The 13,254-nt window shown below is 74.1% G+C and carries 14 protein-coding genes; 9 read left to right on the top strand and 5 right to left on the bottom strand.

Annotated features, from left to right (window positions below):
- The first annotated feature begins 16 nt into the window (after nt 1-16).
- From ABD067_RS05480 to lon, 4 genes are all read left to right on the top strand, one after another.
- On the top strand, nt 17-952 hold the full coding sequence (locus ABD067_RS05480) for a S1C family serine protease (protein ID WP_343894159.1): 936 nt from the start codon (nt 17-19) through the stop codon (nt 950-952).
- Nucleotides 953-1,002: 50 nt separating this feature from the next.
- The gene (locus ABD067_RS05475; RefSeq protein WP_343894158.1) at nt 1,003-1,551 is read left to right on the top strand and encodes a helix-turn-helix transcriptional regulator; all 549 of its coding nucleotides are present in this window, start codon (nt 1,003-1,005) and stop codon (nt 1,549-1,551) included.
- Between the two features lie 129 nt (nt 1,552-1,680).
- Complete coding sequence (locus ABD067_RS05470; protein ID WP_343894157.1) at nt 1,681-2,100, top strand: Hsp20/alpha crystallin family protein; 420 nt, start codon at nt 1,681-1,683, stop codon at nt 2,098-2,100.
- 16 nt (nt 2,101-2,116) lie between these two features.
- The gene (gene lon, locus ABD067_RS05465) at nt 2,117-4,519 is read left to right on the top strand and encodes an endopeptidase La (RefSeq protein WP_343894156.1); all 2,403 of its coding nucleotides are present in this window, start codon (nt 2,117-2,119) and stop codon (nt 4,517-4,519) included.
- Nucleotides 4,520-4,544: 25 nt separating this feature from the next.
- Here lon and ftsH read toward each other — a convergent pair whose 3' ends face one another.
- The 5 genes from ftsH to ABD067_RS05440 form a co-directional block, all read right to left on the bottom strand.
- On the bottom strand, nt 4,545-6,395 hold the full coding sequence (gene ftsH, locus ABD067_RS05460) for an ATP-dependent zinc metalloprotease FtsH (RefSeq protein ID WP_343894154.1): 1,851 nt from the start codon (nt 6,393-6,395) through the stop codon (nt 4,545-4,547).
- A 111-nt stretch (nt 6,396-6,506) separates the two neighbouring features.
- Nucleotides 6,507-7,349, bottom strand: coding sequence for a DMT family transporter (locus tag ABD067_RS05455; RefSeq protein WP_343894152.1), 843 nt, complete (start codon nt 7,347-7,349; stop codon nt 6,507-6,509).
- A 47-nt stretch (nt 7,350-7,396) separates the two neighbouring features.
- A complete protein-coding gene (locus tag ABD067_RS05450; protein WP_343894189.1) occupies nt 7,397-8,563 on the bottom strand; it encodes a GNAT family N-acetyltransferase in 1,167 nt (388 codons plus the stop codon).
- A gap of 147 nt (nt 8,564-8,710) precedes the next feature.
- A complete protein-coding gene (locus tag ABD067_RS05445; RefSeq protein WP_343894151.1) occupies nt 8,711-9,184 on the bottom strand; it encodes a RidA family protein in 474 nt (157 codons plus the stop codon).
- Between the two features lie 15 nt (nt 9,185-9,199).
- The gene (locus tag ABD067_RS05440) at nt 9,200-10,603 is read right to left on the bottom strand and encodes a TSCPD domain-containing protein (RefSeq protein WP_343894150.1); all 1,404 of its coding nucleotides are present in this window, start codon (nt 10,601-10,603) and stop codon (nt 9,200-9,202) included.
- A 177-nt stretch (nt 10,604-10,780) separates the two neighbouring features.
- Between ABD067_RS05440 and ABD067_RS05435 the strand changes: the two genes are divergently transcribed.
- The 5 genes from ABD067_RS05435 to ABD067_RS05415 are packed head-to-tail and all read left to right on the top strand — an operon-like array spanning nt 10,781 to nt 13,254.
- Nucleotides 10,781-11,137, top strand: coding sequence for an NADH:ubiquinone oxidoreductase subunit NDUFA12 (locus tag ABD067_RS05435; protein WP_343894149.1), 357 nt, complete (start codon nt 10,781-10,783; stop codon nt 11,135-11,137).
- A gap of 17 nt (nt 11,138-11,154) precedes the next feature.
- Nucleotides 11,155-11,691 carry an outer membrane lipid asymmetry maintenance protein MlaD gene (gene mlaD, locus ABD067_RS05430; protein ID WP_343894148.1) on the top strand — a complete coding sequence of 179 codons (537 nt, stop codon included), beginning with the start codon at nt 11,155-11,157 and terminating at the stop codon, nt 11,689-11,691.
- Nucleotides 11,688-11,915, top strand: coding sequence for a hypothetical protein (locus tag ABD067_RS05425; RefSeq protein WP_408871509.1), 228 nt, complete (start codon nt 11,688-11,690; stop codon nt 11,913-11,915). Before mlaD ends, ABD067_RS05425 begins: the two co-directional genes overlap by 4 nt.
- Nucleotides 11,912-12,280 carry a DUF2155 domain-containing protein gene (locus ABD067_RS05420; RefSeq protein WP_343894147.1) on the top strand — a complete coding sequence of 123 codons (369 nt, stop codon included), beginning with the start codon at nt 11,912-11,914 and terminating at the stop codon, nt 12,278-12,280. The genes ABD067_RS05425 and ABD067_RS05420 overlap by 4 nt, the downstream gene beginning before the upstream one ends.
- Nucleotides 12,277-13,254 carry an MBL fold metallo-hydrolase gene (locus ABD067_RS05415; protein WP_343894146.1) on the top strand — a complete coding sequence of 326 codons (978 nt, stop codon included), beginning with the start codon at nt 12,277-12,279 and terminating at the stop codon, nt 13,252-13,254. The genes ABD067_RS05420 and ABD067_RS05415 overlap by 4 nt, the downstream gene beginning before the upstream one ends.

The raw sequence follows: 13,254 nt of genomic DNA, 5'->3' as shown, positions 1-13,254 counted from the left end.
GTTGGGAGACGCGCCGATGACGACCGCCGCACCGCAGGCAGACGACTTCCTGGCCCGACTCTCCGCCGCCGCCGCCGCGACGGTGGCCGACGCCGCGCCCGTGCTCGCGGCGGTGGACGCCGGCCGTTGGCGGCGGCTCGCCGGCATCCTGTGGCGGCCGGGCGTGGTCGTGACCTCGCGCCAGGCGCTGCCGCGCAACCCCGAGCGCTACGCGGTTTCCGTCGGTGGCGGGGAGGCGCGCGCGGCGACGCTGGCCGGCGACGATCCCGGCACCAACGTCGCCGTGCTGCGTGTGGAAGGGGAGGGGGCGCCGGCGCGGATGCGGCGCTCCGAAGGCGAGCAGGCGCCGGGGATGCTCGCGCTGCTGGTCGGCGCGGGCGAGGGCGGGCGGCCCACGGCGCGCTTGGCGACCGTCCACGCCACCGGCCCGGCGTGGCACAGCCTGGCCGGCGGGCGCATCGACCGGCTGCTGCGGCTGGACGGGCGGCTCGGATCGTCCGAGGAGGGCGGGCCGGTGCTCGACGCCGCGGGCGCCCTGCTCGGCATGTCCACCGCCGGCCCGCGCGGGCGCGCGCTGGTGATCCCGCACGAGACGGTGGAGCGGGTGCTCGACCCCATCCTCTCGCACGGGCGGGTCGGGCGCGCTTGGCTCGGGCTGGGCTTGCAGCCGGTGGAGGTGCCGGCGGCGTTGCGGGAGGCCGCCGGGGGGCGGGAGAGCGGGTTGATGGTGGTCGGACTGGCGGCGGGTGGGCCGGCGGAGCAGGCAGGCGTGCTGCCCGGCGACATCCTGCTCGCCTTCGGCGGCGTGTCCGTGGACCGGCCGCGGGGCTTGGCGGCGCTGCTGGGGCCGGAGCGGGTCGGGCAGGAAACGGAGCTGCGCCTCATGCGCGCCGGCGAGGTCCGTGCCGTGGCCGTCACCCCGGCGCCCCGCCCGGCCGCCGCGGCGGCGTGACCGGAGAAGGGCCGGGCCGCCCGGCGGGCGGTCGCGGGGGCGGAGCGTTGGTGGTGCTGCTGGAGGCGAAGGACCCGGCGCGGCGCCGCGGCTTGGCGGCGCTGCTGGCCGAGGGCGGGCACGGCTTGGCGCGCGCCACGGAGGCGCCCTGGGACGTCGCGCTGGTGGATCTGGCGCCGGGCGAGGATGCCCCGGCCCTCGCCAGCGGCCCGCTGGTGCTGCTGGCCGACCACGCGGCGCCCGGAGCGGAACCCACGGTTTCGGTGCTGCCCAGAAACGCTTCGGCGCGGCAGGTGCGGGCGGCGGTCGCCGCAGCCGCGGCCGGGCTCGTCGTCCGGTTGCCGGACGCCGTCGCGCCGCCGGCGTCGCCGGGTTTCGCGCGGGACGAGGCGCCCGGCGCGCCGCTGCTCACGCCGCGGGAGGTGGAGATCCTCGCCATGGTCGGCGAAGGCGCCAGCAACAAGGCGGTGGCCCGGCGGCTCGGCATCTCCGCGCACACGGTGAAATTCCACCTCGAAGCGGTGTTCCGGAAGCTCGGCGTGGCGACGCGCGCGGAGGCGGTGGCGCGGGGGCTGCGCCAGAGGTTGATCGAGCTGTAGCGGCTTGCCACCTTAGCGGCGGCCTTCCGTTGGCCCAGCGATGGGGAACGGAGCCGACGGTGGCGCTTTCTGTCGCCATTGACCGCGGGCGGCCCCGGTGCGCCCGCGACGCGAAAGGGACTCCCGCACATGGCGAGGGACGATGCCGCCCGCGGTGGCGCTTGGATGTGGGCCGACGCCTGCGAGATGCTCGCGCGCGCCGAGCGCCTGCACCGCCAATTCTTCGAGCCGAGCCGGGCGGCGTCGCGGCTCCCGGCGTGGCAGCCGCCGGCCGACGTCCTCGAGACGGAGCGCGAGGTGCTGATCCTCGTCGCGCTGCCGGGCGTGGACCCGGACGCGGTGGAGGCCGCGATCGAGGACGGGACGCTCTTCGTGGCCGGCGTGCGCGCGTTGCCGCCCGAACTCCGCGGCGCCGCCATCCACCGCATGGAATTGCCGCAGGGGCGCTTCGAGCGCCGCGTGCCGCTGCCGCCCGGGCGCTACAATGCCGCGGTCCGGCGCTCCTTCGCCGAGGGCTGCCTGCTGGTCCGGCTCGAAAAGGCCGGTTGAGCCCGGAGGACCTGGAATGAACAACCACCGCGACCGCCTCGTCCGCGCGCCCGACCTCGGCCCCGCCGCGGGCGGCGGGAACGGCGGCGACGCCAAGCTGCCGCAGGACGCGCTGGCCATCCTGCCGGTGCGCGAGACCGTGCTGTTCCCCGGGGCCGTGCTGCCCTTGGCCGTGAACCGGCAGGTCTCGGTCGCCGCCGTGCAGCACGCCATGCGCGAAGGCCAGCAGATCGGCGTGCTCATGCAGCGCGACCCGCAGGTGCAGGAGCCCTCGCCGGGCGATCTGCACCGCATGGGCACCGTCGCCAATATCCTTCGGTTGGTGACCACGCCGGATGGCACGCACCAACTTGTCTGCCAGGGCGTGCAGCGCTTCCGCGTGCTCGACTGGGTGGGCGAGCGGCCCTTCATCGCCGCCGGCGTGGTCCGGATCGAGGAGCCGGACACGCGCACGCCGGAGGTGGAGGCGCGCTTCCTCAACCTGAAGCGGCAGGCGGCGGAGGCGTTGCAGCTCTTGCCGCAGGCGCCAGAGGGTTTGGCCGCCACGGTTCAGGCGCTGGACTCGCCGGCCGCGTTGGCCGACCTCGCCGCGGCGCTGCTCGACGTGCCGCCGGACGAGAAGCAGGAGATGCTGGAGACGGTGGACCTGGTGGCGCGGCTCGACCGCGTCTCGCGCTCGCTCGCGGGACGGATCGAGGTGCTGCGGCTGTCCGCGGAGATCGGCCGGCAGACGCGCGCCAGCCTCGACCAGCGCCAGCGCGAGGCGATCCTGCGCGAGCAGATGGCCTCCATCCAGCGCCAGCTCGGCGAGGACGGGGGCAAGTCGGCCGAACTGAAGGAGATCGACGAGGCCATCGTCAAGGCGGGGATGCCGGCGGAGGTGGAGCAGGCGGCGCGCAAGGAGCTGCGCCGGTTGGAGCGGATGCCGGAGGCCTCGCCCGAGCACGGCATGGTCCGCACCTACCTTGATTGGATGACCGAGCTGCCCTGGCGGCTGCCGGAGGAGAAGCCGATCGACATCCAGGAGGCGCGGCGCATCCTCGACGAGGACCACTTCGGGCTGGAGAAGATCAAGCGGCGCATCGTCGAGTACCTGGCGGTGCGCAAGCTCGCGCCGGAGGGCAAGGCGCCGATCCTGTGCTTCGTCGGGCCGCCTGGCGTGGGCAAGACCTCGCTCGGCCAATCCATAGCGCGGGCGATGGGGCGTCCGTTCACGCGCGTCTCGCTCGGCGGCGTCCACGACGAGGCGGAGATCAGGGGGCACCGGCGCACCTACATCGGCGCGTTGCCCGGCAACATCATACAGGGCATCCGCAAGGCGGGCGCGCGGAACTGCGTGATGATGCTGGACGAGATCGACAAGATGGGCCGCGGCATCCAGGGCGACCCCTCGGCCGCCATGCTGGAGGTGCTGGACCCGGAGCAGAACAACAGCTTCCGCGACAACTACCTCGGCGTGCCCTTCGACCTGTCGCGCGTGGTGTTCATCGCCACCGCCAACATGCTGGACACCATCCCGGGGCCGCTGCGCGACCGGATGGAGATCATCGACCTCAGCGGCTACACGGAGGGCGAGAAGCTCCAGATCGCGCGCCGCTACCTCGTGCGCCGGCAGTTGGAGGCGAACGGCCTGAAGCCGGAGCAGGCGGAGATCGACGACGACGCGCTGCGGGCGATCATCCGGTCCTACACCCGCGAGGCGGGCGTGCGCGGGCTGGAACGCGAGATCGGGCGCGCCATGCGCCACGCCGCTGTGCGGATCGCGGAGGGCAGCGCGGAGAGCGTGCGGATCGGGGAGGGGGAACTCGCCGCCGTCCTCGGCCCGCCGCGCTTCGAGGACGAGGTGGCGATGCGGACCTCGGTGCCGGGGGTGGCCACGGGCCTCGCCTGGACGCCGGTGGGCGGCGACATCCTGTTCATCGAGGCGACGCGGACGCCCGGTTCGGGCCGGCTGATCCTCACCGGCCAGCTCGGCGACGTGATGCGCGAAAGCGCGCAGGCGGCGTTGAGCCTAGTCAAGAGCCGGGCGGAGTCCCTCGGCGTCGACCCGGGGATGTTCGAGAAATCCGACATCCACATCCACGTGCCCGCCGGCGCGACGCCCAAGGACGGGCCGAGCGCGGGCGTGGCCATGTTCACCGCGTTGGCCTCGCTGCTCACCGGCCGCACGGTGCGGAGCGACACGGCGATGACGGGCGAGATCAGCCTGCGCGGGCTGGTGCTGCCGGTGGGCGGGATCAAGGAGAAGGCGACCGCGGCGGCGCGGGCCGGGCTCAAGCGCGTGCTGATGCCGGCGCGTAACCGCAAGGATTACGAGGAGATCCCGGAGGACGCGCGCGCGCGGCTGGAGTTCACCTGGCTGGAGCGCGCGGAGGACGCCATGGCCGCCGCCCTCGAGGAGCGACCGGCCGCCGCCTGAGCCGCGGCGGCGGGGCGCCGTCGCGCTACTTGGCCGGCACGGGCTGGGCCGCCCCCGCCGGGCCGGCCGGGGCGCGGCCGGCGAAGGTCAGCAGTTCCGCCTCGTCCAGCGTTTCCTTCTCCAAGAGGCGTCGGGCGGAGCGCTCCAGCGCGTCGCGGCGCTCCCGCAGCAGGTCGAGGGTGCGCTCCAGCACGCCGTCCACGATGCCGCGCACCTCGGCGTCGATGGCGTTGCCGGTCTCCTCGCCGTAGTCGCGTTCGCGCGGCCCCACCATCCCGTCCTGGCCGGCGAGGAAGCTCCGCCCGTCGCGCTCGTAGGCGACGTTGCCGAGCCGCTCCGACATGCCATAGCGCGTCACCATGCCGCGGGCGATGTCCGTGACGCGCCGGAGGTCGTCGGAGGCGCCGGTGGAGAGGTGGTTGTAGACCAGCAGCTCCGCCGCGCGCCCGCCGAGCAGCACCATCATCTTGTGCTCCAGCTCCTCGCGCGTCATCAGGAAGCGGTCCTCCGTCGGACGCTGGATGGTGTAGCCGAGGGCGCCGACGCCGCGCGGGATGATGGAAACCTTGTGGACCGGATCGGCGCCGGGCAGGGCGAGCGCGACCAGCGCGTGGCCCATCTCGTGGTGGGCGACGATCTCGCGCTCGCGCGGGTTGAGCAGCCGGTTGCGCTTCTCCAGGCCGGCGATGATGCGCTCCACGGCGTTGTTGAAGTCGGCCATGGTGACGGCCTCGGCGCCGCGCCGCGTCGCCAGCAGCGCCGCCTCGTTGGCGAGGTTGGCGAGGTCGGCGCCCGTGAAGCCCGGCGTCAGCGCCGCCACCTTCTCCGCGTCCACCTCCGGGGCGAGCTTCACCTTGCGCAGGTGGACGTTGAGGATCTGCACGCGCCCGCCCTTGTCCGGCCGGTCCACCAGCACCTGCCTGTCGAAGCGGCCGGCGCGCAGCAGCGCCGGGTCGAGGATCTCCGGCCGGTTGGTGGCGGCGATGATGACGAGGCCGGAGCGCGAGTCGAAGCCGTCCATCTCCACCAGGAGCTGGTTCAGCGTCTGCTCCGCCTCCGAGTGCCCGCCGGCGTATGGGCCGCCGACGCCGCGGGCGCGGCCGAGCGCGTCCAGCTCGTCGATGAAGATGATGGCGGGCGCCTTGCCGCGCGCCTGCTCGAACAGGTCCCGCACGCGGGCCGCGCCGACGCCCACGAACATCTCCACGAACTCGGCGCCGGAGATGGAGAAGAAGGGCACCTTCGCCTCGCCCGCCACCGCCTTGGCGAGCAGGGTCTTGCCGGTGCCGGGCGGGCCCACCAGCAGCACGCCCTTAGGCATCCGGCCGCCGAGCCGGCCGTAGCGGTCGGGTTCCTTGAGGAAGTCCACGATCTCCCGCAGCTCGTCCTTGGCCTCGTCCACCCCCGCGACGTCGGCGAAGGTGACGCCGGTGTCGGACTCGACGTAGACCTTGGCCTTGCTCTTGCCGATCTGCATGAGCCCGCCCTGCGCCCCCATGCGGCGGCTGAGGAAGACCCACACGCCCACGAAGAGCGCTATCGGCAGGAGCAGCGAGAGGATGTCGCGGAACAGCGTGCTCTCGATGCGGCCGGTGTAGCGCACGCCGTGGCGGTCCAGCTCCTCGGCGATCTCGGGCTCGACGCGCGTGGTGGCGAAGCGCGTTTCGCCGCCGGGCAGCGGCTCCTTGAGGGTGCCCTGTATGAAGCGGTCGGAAACGCCGGCCTCCACCACCTTGCCGTCCCGCACGAGTTGCTGGAACTGGCTGTAAGGGATGGTCGCGACCTGCTGGCCGAGGGACACGACGTACTGGATCAGCAGGATCGCCAGCGCGGCGGCCGCCCAATACGACATGTTGAACTTGCTATCGCGCTTCACTGGCGTTTCTCCGGCCTGCCGGTGGCGGCGACCGCGGCGGGCATGGCTCCGCAGCGGGGCTCGTAGAGTGCCGAAACGGGTGGAGGGGCCGCAAGTTCGGGGGGCGTGGTCCTATCGGCGCGCGAGCACGGCGAGCAGGAGGCTCGCGCCCATCAGCCCGAACGCCGCGGCGTGCAAGGCCGAGAACGGCTCGCCGAGCACCGACACCGCAACGAAGGCGGCCGTCGCGGGCAGGAAGGCGGTGAACAACCCCGCGACGCCGGCCGGCACGCGCCGCAGCCCGGCGTACCAGAGCACCACGCACAGCACGCTCGCGGTGAGGCTGTGGAACAGCAGCAGCCCGGCGAGGCCGGGCGATGCGGCCAGCGCCCCGACCGCGTCCAGACCCGGCAGCGCGAAGGGCAGCAGCACCGCCGCGCTCCAGGCTTGCATCCAAAGGCTCGCGGTGAGCACGGGCACCCGGCCCGCGATGCGGCGCGCCAGCAGCACGTAGATGGCTTCGCCGCACACGCCCGCGAAGACGAGCAGGTTGCCCAAGGCGCTGCCGTCGCCGGCGGCCCCGTCGGTGCGCGCCACGGTTATGGCGCCCATCGCGGCCACGGCCAGCGCCACCGCCGCCCAGACGCGCGCCGGCACCGTCTCGCGCAGCCACGCGGCGGCGCCGAGCGCGACGACGGCGGGCAGGGTGGAGAGGACCAGCCCGGCCTCCAGGGCGCCCGTGAGGCGCAGCCCCGCGAGGAGGCCGGCGTTGTAGATGGCGGTGCCGAACACCGCCTGGAGCGCCAGGTTGAGGCGCAGCGCGCGGCCGGGCACCGCGCCCGCCCCGTCCCGGACGCGCGCCAGCGGCCACAGCACCAGGCAGGCCAGCACGCAACGCAGGAAGGCGACCACGGCGATGGGCAGCGCCTCGGACAGCACCTTCGCCACGGCGACGTTGGCGCCCACCAGCGCCATGGACGCGGCGAGCTGCGCGTAGGCCAGGACGGGCGGCGGCGCGGTCGTCAGTCCGCCTCGCCGTCCCGGCGGAAGGGCGACAACTCCGCCAGCGCCTCCATCTCGCGCCGCATCGCCGGCCGCTCGCGCGCCAGGAAGTCGCCCACCGCGCGCCGGAGCCCGACGTGCTCGATCCAGTGCGCGGAGTAGGTCGGGCAGGGGAGGTAGCCGCGCTGGATCTTGTGCTCGCCCTGCGCGCCGGCTTCCACGCGCGAAACGCCGTGCTCGATGGCGAAGTCGATGGCGCGGTAGTAGCAGAGTTCGAAGTGCAGGAAGGGCGCGTCCACCACCGTGCCCCAATTGCGCCCGTACAGCGCGTACCGGCCGAGCAGGTTCAGCGCGCCGGCCACCGGCTGGCCGTCCCGTTCCGCCACCATCAGCACCACGGCGTCGCCCAGCGCCTCCGCCATCAGCGGCCAGAAGCGCGGCGTCAGGTAGGCGCTGCGGCCCCATTTCTTGTCGGTGGTGCTGCGGTAGAAGCGGTGGAACGCCTTCCAGTGCGCCGGCGTGATCTCGCGCCCGCGCAAGGTCCGGAGCGTGTAGCCCGACGCCGCCGCGTCGCGCCGCTCGCGCTTGATGGCCTTGCGCTTGCGCGACGACAGGGCGCCGAGGAAGTCGTCGAAGCCGCCGTAACCCTGGTTGTGCCAGTGGAACTGGGTGCCGAGGCGTTGCAGCCAGCCGGCCTCGCCGAGCGCGTCCCACTCCGCTTCCTCGCAGAAGGTGACGTGGACGGAGGACAGGCCGAGCTGCCCGCAGGCCTGCGCCAGCCCCCGCGCCAGCGTCGCCGCCGGCACGCCCGACCCTTCGCGCACCAGCAGGCGCGGGCCGGGGACGGGGCTGAAGGGCGCGCAGACCTGGAGCTTCGGGTAGTAGTCGCCGCCGGCGCGCTCGTAGGCGTCGGCCCAGCCGTAATCGAAGACGTACTCGCCCTGGCTGTGGCTCTTGGCGTAGCAGGGCGCGCAGGCGACGAGCCGGCCGCTCCCGTCGCGCAGCGCCGCGTGCTGCGGCAGCCAGCCGGTGCCGGCGGTAGCGCTGCCGCTCTCCTCCAGCGCAAGGAGGAAGGCGTGCGAAACGAAGGGATTGGCGCCGCCAGCGCAGGCGTCCCACTCTTCCGCCGGCACGTCCGCGATGCTTTTGTGCAAGGACAAGGAGAGTTCGGGCATCGCGTCCGTCATGCTGAAGGGCAAGTCGGCACGGCGCGGGGCGGCGGCGCGGCCCCGCCGTGGCCAGAGCGGTATCCACCACATGGGGGCGCGGTCCGGTTTGTCCTCTCCGGCGGACTCATCGCGGCGGGACGCCGCGCGTTTCGGCGGAGCCGGCCATCAGCTTATGGCGAAAAGACCCTCGACCTCCACCGCGGCGTTCCCCGGCAATGACGGCACGCCGATCGTGGAGCGGGCGTGGCGGCCGGCGTCGCCGAACACCTCCACGGCGAGGTCCGAGGCGCCGTTCATCACCCGCGCGTGCTCCGTGAACTCCGGCGGCGCGGCGATGAAGCCGCCGAGGCGCATGACGCGGCGCACCCGGTCCAGGTCGCCGCCGCAGGCCGCGTGGAGCTGGGCCAGGACGTTGACGAAGCAGAGCCGGGCCGCCGCCTGCCCGTCCTCGACCGACACCCCGGCACCGAGCTTGCCGGTGTAGGCGATGCGGCCTTCGCGCAACGGGATTTGCCCGGAGACGACGACCAAGCCGTTGTCCATCGTATAGGGCACGTAATTGGCGAGCGGCGCCGCCGGCTCCGGCAGGGCGATGCCGAGTTCGCGCAGCCGCGCTTCGATGCGTCCCGCTCCGGTCAAGGCGCGTCTCCTCCTTCAGCCCACCAGCCGCAGCGCTCGCCGCCGGGTGCGCGGGCTGGCCGAGGCCGGCGTTTGCGGAAGATCCATCGGCAGCAGGGGCGCTTGTTGCGCTGCGGTGCCGAGGCTGTCGGGTAAGCAGTCCTCTTCGGAAGGCTGCGGCAGGTCGTGCCGGTCGAGGTGGTCGAGCGCGAGCCGGCGGAAGGCCCAATCCAGCACGGAGGTGGCGCGGGAGATGGCCGGATCGCCCTCCACAGCGCCGGCCGGGCCGAAGCGGGTGTAGGCGAAGGCGTCCACGTACTCCGCCAGCGGCACGCCGCGCTGGAGCCCGAGCGACACGCTGTGCGCGAAGCCCTCCATCAGGCTGCGGTAGGCGGCGCCTTCCTTAGACAGGGTGAAGGCGATCTCGACAAGGCGGCCCTCCGCGTCCTCGGCGGTGCGGAGCGCGACCTTGTGGCCGCCGACCGAGACGCGCAGCACCGTGCCGGTTTGGCGACGGGGCGGCGCTTGTCGAGGGGGGCGCCGCGCTTCGCCGGGCGAGGCCGCGGGGGCCGGGAGCGGCGCGTGCAGGAATGGCGAGACCGCTTCGCGCATCGCTCGCCGGGCCGCCTCGGGCACCGAAGGGTCGGCCGCCGCGGGCGCGATCCCGCCCGTGCCGGCACTGAGCAGCGCTTCCGCCGCATCCGGCGGCGCCAAGCCGACGAGCGCCGCGTGGCGCAGGCCGGGCGAGGCGGCGGCAGCGTCGAGGGCCGCGCGCGCCGCTTCGGCGAGGCCGGGCACGGGCGTCTCGGCCGGCGGAACGGGCCAAGTGAGCGCGACCGGCTCCAGCGCGCCGAGGCGTTCGGCCATGCGGCCCGACTCGGCTTCGGCCGCGCCGCGCGTCAGGGCCGTCACGGCGGCGGCGACCGCGCGGGACTCCGGCGAGTCGTAGGGGAGGCCGAGTCCGGCGAGCAGCCCGGCCAGGTCCGCGAAGCCGAGGCGCAGCCGCCGCGCTCGGCCGCCAGCGAGCCGGTCCAGGGCGCGGACGGCGGCGGCGCAAGCCTCGGCGTAGCCCGCGGCGTCGAAGCTTCCGTCCGCTTCCAAGAAGGCGGGCAGGTTCAGCACGAAGCGCGGCGGTTCGGCCCCTGCCTTGCCGCCGCGCCATGCTTCGGCGCCGGGGCAGCCGCGGCGGGACAGCAGCAGCGCGCGCAACGTTTCGGCAAGGTCCGGGGCGCCGTCGGCGGCACGCGCGATCCACGCTTCGGCCGAGCGGGGCAGGGAGGCCGGGCCGGCGCCGGGGGCCAGCGACGCGAGCGCCGCGGCGGCCCCTTCGTCCCACGCGGCGGGCAGCGCGATGGCGCGGGGCGGCGAGTCGGGATCGGCCGCCGCGCGCGTCCGGCGCAGCGCCACGCCGTCCCAGAGGGTGCCTCGGGTGGAAGCCATGGTTGGATGCTAGGACGGCTCGGCGGCCTCGGGAAGGCCGTATTTGGTGCCGGGCCGGCGCCGGCGGCGCAACATCCGGTGGACCGGGCCGCTGGGTGCGCGCTTTTGCGCCGCAGCGTTGCGTGTGCGAGTGTCCCGCCCCATCTCGGCCGCACCCGCAAAGGCTACCCGCCAACGATGTCTTTCATGCTCCGCCTCACTTCGGCCATTTCGGGCCGCAAGGTCGGCACCGACCGTTTCGGCAACGTGTACTACGAGGGCAAGCGCACGCTGCCCGTCTACAACCGGGCGCGCCGCTGGGTGCTCTACGCCGGGGACGCGGAGGCGACGAAGGTGCCGCCCGAGTGGCACGCTTGGCTGCACCACACCACGGACGCGCCGCTTTCGGAGACGAAGCGCTACGCCTGGCAGAAGGAGCACCAGCCGAACCTGACCGGGACGCCAGCGGCGTACCGCCCGGTCGGCCACGATTACGTCGGCGGCCGGCAGCGCTCGAACGGCGGGGACTACGAGGCATGGACGCCCGGGTCGTGACGGGCGGGATCTGATCCATGCAGGGACGAAGCTTGGCCGAAATCGCGACCGGCGCCGTGATCCTCGCCGTCGCCCTGCTGTTCCTCGGTTACGCCGTGCTGAACAGCGGGCGCGGGACCGCGATCGTCGGCGGCGGCGACGGCACGCGGCTCACCGCGCGGTTCGACCGCATAGACGGCATCTCGAACGGCACCGACGTCCGCATCGCTGGGGTGCGCGTGGGCAGCGTCACCGAAACGCGCATCGACCCGCAGACTTTCAGCGCGGAACTCACCCTGCGGGTGGACGGCGGGCTCAAGCTGCCGGACGACACCTCCGCCGAGGTCACGTCCGAGGGGCTGCTCGGCGGGCGCTACGTGTCCTTGGTGCCGGGCGGCAGCGACAAGGTGCTCGCCGACGGCGGGCGCATCACCCAGACGCAGGGGTCGGTGAGCCTGGAAGCGCTGCTCGGCCGCTTCATCTTCTCCGTGACCCAGATCAACTCCAACGCCCAAAACCAGCAGGAGGGGGCGCAAGGGGCGGCCGCGGGCAGCGGCGGCGCCGCGCCGCGGTGAGCCTGGACCCGCCCGCCGTGTGGCCCGGTGTCGGCGGCGAACCCGTGTCCTGCCGGGAGAAGCTGAAGGTGCTCGCTGAGAACCACGCGGAAGCGGCGCAGGTGCTGCGCGACGCCTTCGAGGATGCGGTGCTGATGGGCGTGGACGAGGACGCGATGCGCCGCATCCTGTCCGATCTGGTGGCCGCGCTGCCGAGCCCGAAGCGGCCCCCGGCGGAGCGGTGAGGGGATTGCCCGCCGCGCTCGCGGCGCTCCTGGCCGGTGCGGCGCCCGCCGCGGCGCAGCAGGATTGGGTGCCGCGCCGCGAAGCGGAACTGCAGGTGCTGGACAAGGTGACGGCTCGTATCTCCGTGTTGCGCGCGAACGTGGGCCAAGCGGCGCAATACGGCACGCTGAGCATCCTGGTCCGGGCCTGCAACGCCCGGCCGCCTGACGAGGTGCCGGACGCCGCCGCTTTCCTGGAGATGACGGACAGCCGCCGCGCCGCCGGCGCCCAGCAGGTGTTCCGCGGCTGGATGTTCGCCAACGCGCCGGGCGTGAGCATGCTGGAGCACCCGGTCTACGACGTGCGGGTGCTGGACTGCCGGTGACCGCGGCGAGGCCGTTGTCCGACCATTGGGACGGGCGCGTCTTCCGCAACCCGCACAGCAGCACGGTGAAGACCCTGCGCGACGTGTGGCGTTGGCGGCGCATGGCCGCGCCGGAGTCTTGGCCCGCCCGCGTGGAGGACCCGCCGCAGCCCGCGCCGGCGCGCGTCGGGCCCGGGCGGATCGCCGCCACCTTCATCGGCCACGCGACCTTCCTGGTGCAGATCGGCGGCCTTTGCGTGCTGTTCGACCCGATCTGGTCCGCGCGCGCCAGTCCGCTGCGCTTCGCCGGGCCGAAGCGGGCGCGGGCGCCGGGGCAGCCCTTGGAGGCGCTGCCCGGCGTGGACCTGCTGCTGGTCAGCCACTGCCACTACGACCACCTGGACCTGCCTACGCTGCGCGCGGTGCGCCGCCGCTGGAAGCCGCCGGCGGCGACCGGCCTCGGCAACGCGCGGCACTTGGCCAAGGCCGGCATCGGCGGCGCCCGCGAGTTGGATTGGTGGGAGGAAGCGCGCTTCGGCCCGCTCCGCGTCACCTACGTCCCGGCGCAACACTTCTCGGCGCGCACGCCCTGGGACCGCAACCGCGCCCTGTGGGGCGGATTCGTGGTGCAGGCCGAGGACGGCGCCAGCGTCTACTTCGCCGGCGACTCCGGCTGGTGCCCCCACTTCGCGGAGATCGGCGCCCGCTTCCCGCGCCTCGACATCGCCCTGTTGCCGATCGGCGCCTACGAGCCGCGCTGGTTCATGCGCACCCAGCACATGGACCCGGGCGAGGCGGTGCGGGCGCACCTCGCGCTGGGCGCGCGGCGGAGCCTCGGGATGCACTTCGGCACCTTCGCCGGGCTGACGGACGAGGCGATCGACGCGCCCGAGGCGGCGCTGGCGGCGGCGCGCGGGAGGCACGGCGTGCCGGCGGAGGCGTTCGCCACGCTGCCTTTCGGGGCGACGCTGGATGTCGAGGCCACCGGCGGCTGA

This window comes from Craurococcus roseus (assembly GCF_039523795.1).
GTDB classification, from domain to species: Bacteria; Pseudomonadota; Alphaproteobacteria; order Acetobacterales; family Acetobacteraceae; genus Craurococcus; species Craurococcus roseus.
Note: the sequence above shows the minus strand (reverse complement) of the source record. Positions and strands in the feature narration are given on the sequence as shown.

What these genes read in the sequence shown, in the direction of transcription:
- ABD067_RS05480 (WP_343894159.1), top strand. Translation starts at nt 17, where the DNA reads ATGACGACCGCCGCACCGCAGGCAGACGACTTCCTGGCCCGACTCTCC.
- ABD067_RS05470 (WP_343894157.1), top strand. Translation starts at nt 1,681, where the DNA reads ATGGCGAGGGACGATGCCGCCCGCGGTGGCGCTTGGATGTGGGCCGAC.
- lon (WP_343894156.1), top strand. Translation starts at nt 2,117, where the DNA reads ATGAACAACCACCGCGACCGCCTCGTCCGCGCGCCCGACCTCGGCCCC.
- ABD067_RS05455 (WP_343894152.1), bottom strand. Translation starts at nt 7,349, where the DNA reads ATGGCGCTGGTGGGCGCCAACGTCGCCGTGGCGAAGGTGCTGTCCGAG.
- ABD067_RS05450 (WP_343894189.1), bottom strand. Translation starts at nt 8,563, where the DNA reads ATGACGGACGCGATGCCCGAACTCTCCTTGTCCTTGCACAAAAGCATC.
- ABD067_RS05440 (WP_343894150.1), bottom strand. Translation starts at nt 10,603, where the DNA reads ATGGCTTCCACCCGAGGCACCCTCTGGGACGGCGTGGCGCTGCGCCGG.
- ABD067_RS05435 (WP_343894149.1), top strand. Translation starts at nt 10,781, where the DNA reads ATGTCTTTCATGCTCCGCCTCACTTCGGCCATTTCGGGCCGCAAGGTC.
- mlaD (WP_343894148.1), top strand. Translation starts at nt 11,155, where the DNA reads ATGCAGGGACGAAGCTTGGCCGAAATCGCGACCGGCGCCGTGATCCTC.